The 4,779-nt window shown below is 45.7% G+C and carries 4 protein-coding genes; 2 read left to right on the top strand and 2 right to left on the bottom strand.

What is annotated here, in order from left to right:
• Positions 1 to 222 precede the first annotated feature (222 nt).
• Positions 223 to 1,281, bottom strand: a complete 1,059-nt coding sequence (gene argC, locus LC574_RS27035) for an N-acetyl-gamma-glutamyl-phosphate reductase (protein ID WP_229456755.1) — start codon at positions 1,279 to 1,281, stop codon at positions 223 to 225.
• A gap of 19 nt (positions 1,282 to 1,300) precedes the next feature.
• Here argC and LC574_RS27030 point away from each other — a divergent pair, with 19 nt between their 5' ends.
• Positions 1,301 to 1,525: a hypothetical protein gene (locus LC574_RS27030; RefSeq protein WP_229456754.1), complete on the top strand. Its 225-nt coding sequence runs from the start codon at positions 1,301 to 1,303 to the stop codon at positions 1,523 to 1,525.
• 291 nt (positions 1,526 to 1,816) lie between these two features.
• The gene (gene ribBA / locus LC574_RS27025; RefSeq protein ID WP_229456753.1) at positions 1,817 to 3,490 is read left to right on the top strand and encodes a bifunctional 3,4-dihydroxy-2-butanone-4-phosphate synthase/GTP cyclohydrolase II; all 1,674 of its coding nucleotides are present in this window, start codon (positions 1,817 to 1,819) and stop codon (positions 3,488 to 3,490) included.
• Positions 3,491 to 3,750: 260 nt separating this feature from the next.
• On the opposite strand, the gene LC574_RS27020 is transcribed toward ribBA, so the two are convergent.
• Positions 3,751 to 4,614 (bottom strand): peptidoglycan recognition family protein, encoded by an 864-nt coding sequence (locus tag LC574_RS27020; RefSeq protein WP_229456752.1) that lies wholly within the window; start codon positions 4,612 to 4,614, stop codon positions 3,751 to 3,753.
• Positions 4,615 to 4,779: the final 165 nt, after the last annotated feature.

The following is a 4,779-nucleotide window of genomic DNA, read 5'->3' as shown; positions in this document are numbered from 1 at the left end:
GGGGGGGAGGGGGGGGGGGGGGGGGGGGGGGGGGGGGGGGGGAGGGGGGGGGGGGGAGGGGGCAGGGGGAGATAAGGGAGCAGGGGGAGATAAGGGAGTAAAGGGAGCAAACAAGCGATTATTCTTCTTCATCCCCCTCATCCCCCTCATCCCCCTCATCCCCCTCATCTCCCTCATCCCCCTCATCCCCCTCATCCCCCTCATCCCCCTCATCCCCCTCATCTAGGGATAGAAACCAAGTTTGGGCAACCCCAAAGTTTCATCCCAGCCCATCATCAGGTTTAGACACTGAATCGCTTGGCCCGCCTGTCCTTTAATTAGATTGTCAATTGCTGACATGACAATCACGCGACCTGTGCGCGGGTCAACTTCTACACCAATGTAACAAATATTACTACCACTTGCCCATTTGGTTTGGGGGTAAACGCCGCTACCGCAGACTCTCACCCAAGGAGAGTTACGGTAGAAGGCTGAGAAAATTGTGATTAAATCATCTCGCACTAGACCGGGATCGCTCATTGTGGCATATACCGTTGCCAAAATACCGCGTACCATTGGGATAAGGTGCGGTGTAAATTGGATCATGAGTTCATGACCAGCTAAGTCACTGCAAATTTGCTCAATTTCTGGGGTATGACGGTGACGGCCGATATTGAAAGCTGCTATAGAGTTGTCTGCTTCAGCTAGTAATAAACTAGTTTGAGCTTGCCGTCCACTGCTAGATGTACCAGATTTGGCATCGATAATAGCTGTTTCTGGCCTGATTAAACCTTGCTTTAAAAGTGGCGAAAGTGCAAGAAGACTAGCGGTGGGATATGAACCAGGACAGCCAACGAGTTGAGCTTCGGCAATGCGATCGCGATAAAGTTCTGGTAATCCATAAACTGCTGTAGCTGCAATTGTGCGATCGCTTCTCTCAATGCCATACCAATTTGTATAAGTTGTCAAATTACTAAACCGATAATCTGCACTCAAATCTAGTACTTTACATCCTTTTTCCAACAGTTTGGGCGCGATTTGGCAAGCTAGACCATTTGGTAAAGACAAGAAAACTACTTCACAACGGTGAGCAATTATTTCTGGTTCTACCGCCTCTATTAGCAGGGTAGTTGCATGGGCCAGATGCGGGTAGAGATCCCCGAAGGATTTCCCGATACTGCTCTCATCGCTTAAATAAACCAGTTCAACTTCTGGATGATCCATCAGTAGCCGTACCAACTGTACTCCGCCATAGCCCGACGCGCCAACAATCCCAACGGGTACGCGTCTAAATTTGCCCATGATCTGAAATCCTTATCCCATGAATGGTGAATTCGTTATCAGCTATCAACAATATCAGCGACTAGATGCACAGCGTACAAAACGCCGAAACGACGAGATGAGGGAGATGAGGGAGATGGGGGAGATGAGGGAGATGAGGGAGATGGGGGAGATGAGGGAGATGAGGGAGATGGGGGAGATGAGGGAGATGGGGGAGATGAGGGAGATGAGGGAGATGGGGGAGATGAGGGAGCAAAAGAAGTAAATTCTTCTTTATCCCCCCTTGTCCCTCATCCTCCTCATCCCTCCTGCTCCCTCATCTCCCCCCTGCTCCCTCATCTCTCCCCTGCTCCCTCATCCCCCCTTGTCCCTCATCCTCCTCATCCCCCCTGCTCCCTCATCTCTTACTGTCGCTGTGTCGCTGCACTTTATAATGGCAAAAATTGTTGCCACCTTATCAAATCATTGCTAGTCTACTTCTCTGCCTTATAAAGGAGCTACAATCTAAAAGAAGAAATTGTTAAAAAAATTTACGTTGGTAGCTGGAAATCTTTCTGTGTCACAGCCTAATACTAACCAAGCTTTTAAATTTGATTCGATTGATGCCGCCTTAGCAGACCTAAAAGCTGGTCGCCTTATTGTGGTGGTAGATGATGAAAATAGAGAAAATGAAGGCGACTTAATTTGTGCCGCCCAATTTGCCACACCCGACATGATTAATTTCATGGCGGTGGAAGCTAGAGGGCTGATTTGTTTGGCAATGACAGGCGATCGCTTAGACGAGTTAGACTTACCCTTGATGGTAAGCAACATTACAGATACTAACCAAACTGCCTTCACTGTTAGCATTGATGCCGGCCCAGAATTGGGTGTAACCACTGGCATCTCAGCAGAAGACCGTGCCCGCACTATCCAGGTTACTCTTAACCCAGCCACCAAACCAACCGATTTACGTCGTCCTGGTCATATTTTCCCGATTCGGGCTAAAGCTGGAGGCGTACTCAAACGCGCAGGACATACGGAAGCGGCTGTGGATTTAGCTAGGCTAGCAGGACTATACCCAGCAGGAGTAATTTGTGAAATTCAAAACTCCGATGGTTCAATGGCGCGGTTGCAGCAGTTAGTCGAATATGCCAAACGTCACAATTTAAAAATCATTAGTATTGCGGATTTAATCAGTTATCGCCTACAGCACGATCGCCTCGTGTATCGTGAGGTGATTACCAAGCTGCCTAGTCAATTTGGCCAGTTTGAAATTTACGCCTACCGCCACACCCTAGATAATACAGAACACGTTGCAATTGTCAAAGGCGATCCAGCTAACTTCAAAGATAAGCCAGTAATGGTGCGGATGCACTCAGAATGCTTAACTGGTGACGCTTTGGGTTCCTTGCGCTGCGACTGTCGGATGCAGCTTGTAGCTGCACTCAAAATGATTGAGTCTGCGGGTCAAGGTGTAGTTGTATACCTGCGTCAAGAAGGGCGGGGAATCGGCTTGATTAACAAGCTGAAAGCCTACTCGTTGCAGGATATGGGACTGGATACAGTAGAAGCAAATGAGCGTTTGGGATTTCCGCCTGACTTGCGAGACTATGGGATGGGGGCACAAATGCTCATGGATTTGGGCATCAAAAAGATACGTCTGATTACCAATAATCCCCGTAAAATTGCTGGAGTTAAGGGCTATGGGATGGAAGTAGTCGATCGCGTGCCATTATTAATTGAGGCCAATGACTACAATTCCTATTACCTGGCGACAAAGGCGAAAAAGCTGGGTCACATGCTGTTACAAACTTATCTGGTAACAGTAGCAATCCATTGGCAAGATGACCCGGAAGCTGTGACGGAACGTTATGAACGCTTAGAAAAACTGCGACATTTAGCGAAAAGTAATGATTTATTGTTACAGGAAGAAGCGCGTCCATTAGCGATCGCTCTATTTGACCAGCCATCTTTAACAGTACACTTGGGTTTTGATCAGCCAAAAGTTGCTAGCTGTGATTGGTATCAACAAAGTGGTCATCCTTATATACAAGCTATCTTCCAAATTCTGGATAACCTCGCAACTTTGCCTTACATCCAGAAACTAGAATTTCTGATTTCTTCTGGTTGCGATCCTTTGAGTAATTTACAAGTTCAACTGGATCGCCAGACATTCTCAGATGGTACACTGCCTTCATCGATTAGCGATCGCCTGGAGACGCAGCAAATTTATAGCTTTAGCAAATAGCTTGGTTCAATATACCTCTAAGAGGTTTTACTACGCAAAACCTGTCCCTCTCCGACTCGGAGAGGGACAGACTTGAACTTTAGTTCAAGGCAGGGAGAGGTTTGTCAAACTCACTCACGTTAAATTATTTACTTACTCTATATATAGGACTCCTATTTGATTTTTGAAATAACTCACCCTCAACTCGAAAAGGCTGATTCCCTACTCCCTACTCCCTACTCCCTGCCTACACAAAGAAGTTCAGAAATCAAATCGGATTGCTATATTGGTTTGACCTCCCGATAAGTATTAAGTAAGCTCAGAAATTTATTCCCATCAAAATTTATCGGGTCAACTTTTTTACCAGAACGGTCTACTAGATGGTGCGTAGTAATGCGATCGTCTGGGACTTGACTTTGAGCAATTAACCAAGCAAGAGAATTATATTGAGCCTCCGTATAGCCGCTATGGGTTTGTTGGCTGCTACCGTTATAACTATCTGGCGGTGTTTCCAAAGAGACGTGATAAGCAAAATTATTCACAGACGCAGGCAAATTTGGATTAGTCTGCACAGTTTCCACACCCTCTGGAGTCTCAAATACTGAGTTAGCCGCACCAAAAGCCCGCTTTTCTGGTGGTACTAGATAAACCACCGTTCCGTCTAACTTGATTAAAGCGTGGTAACTTGCTTGCACACTTTCATCGTCATGGGCTACTTGAAAGAAATTAATGGCGCTGGAAGCAGAATAACCAGTTTCATGGAGGACGATAATTGGTTGATTGTTGAGAGGAATGCCGTTAATATCTTGGGCGTATCGTTCTCCATAGTTACTTGGGTCAACCGAAGCAACTTGATAATTAGGTCTATACTGTGCAAAAGCTTGAGTGGTTACATATTTTGCTACAGGCTTGTTAATCTTGACTGGGGACTTGATAACATTTTGAGATTTCTTCTCTGGCTCTTTTGCTGATTGAAATTGTGCTTGGGGATATTGACTCCAGGCTGTAATCTGTGGATTGGATGTATGAGATGTAGTCGGATTATTTTGTAATTTTGTCGCTCGTCCAGTTAGCAGCACTACAATTAAAGCGATGAACATCAGCGAGATTAGTAGCACCCTAGTCGCCCAGTCTTTAAACCTCATTTTTCTAATAGCCGTAAAACGGTAGATATTAATTTATAGCTAAACTGATGTATCTTTTGTAGGGGCGCACTTCTGTACGCCCCTAACGCCTATGGTATCCAAACAAGAATCGCTATAATACTTTAATTCTAGTTAAATATACGTTTTTAATCAGCAAAAGAGCCA

This window comes from Nostoc sp. CHAB 5715 (assembly GCF_020829685.1).
Taxonomy (GTDB): Bacteria; Cyanobacteriota; Cyanobacteriia; order Cyanobacteriales; family Nostocaceae; genus Nostoc.
Note: the sequence above shows the minus strand (reverse complement) of the source record. Positions and strands in the feature narration are given on the sequence as shown.

Bases quoted from the DNA above. Each gene is read 5' to 3' on its own strand.
- argC (WP_229456755.1), bottom strand. From the start codon at position 1,281: ATGGGCAAATTTAGACGCGTACCCGTTGGGATTGTTGGCGCGTCGGGC.
- LC574_RS27030 (WP_229456754.1), top strand. From the start codon at position 1,301: ATGAATGGTGAATTCGTTATCAGCTATCAACAATATCAGCGACTAGAT.
- LC574_RS27020 (WP_229456752.1), bottom strand. From the start codon at position 4,614: ATGAGGTTTAAAGACTGGGCGACTAGGGTGCTACTAATCTCGCTGATG.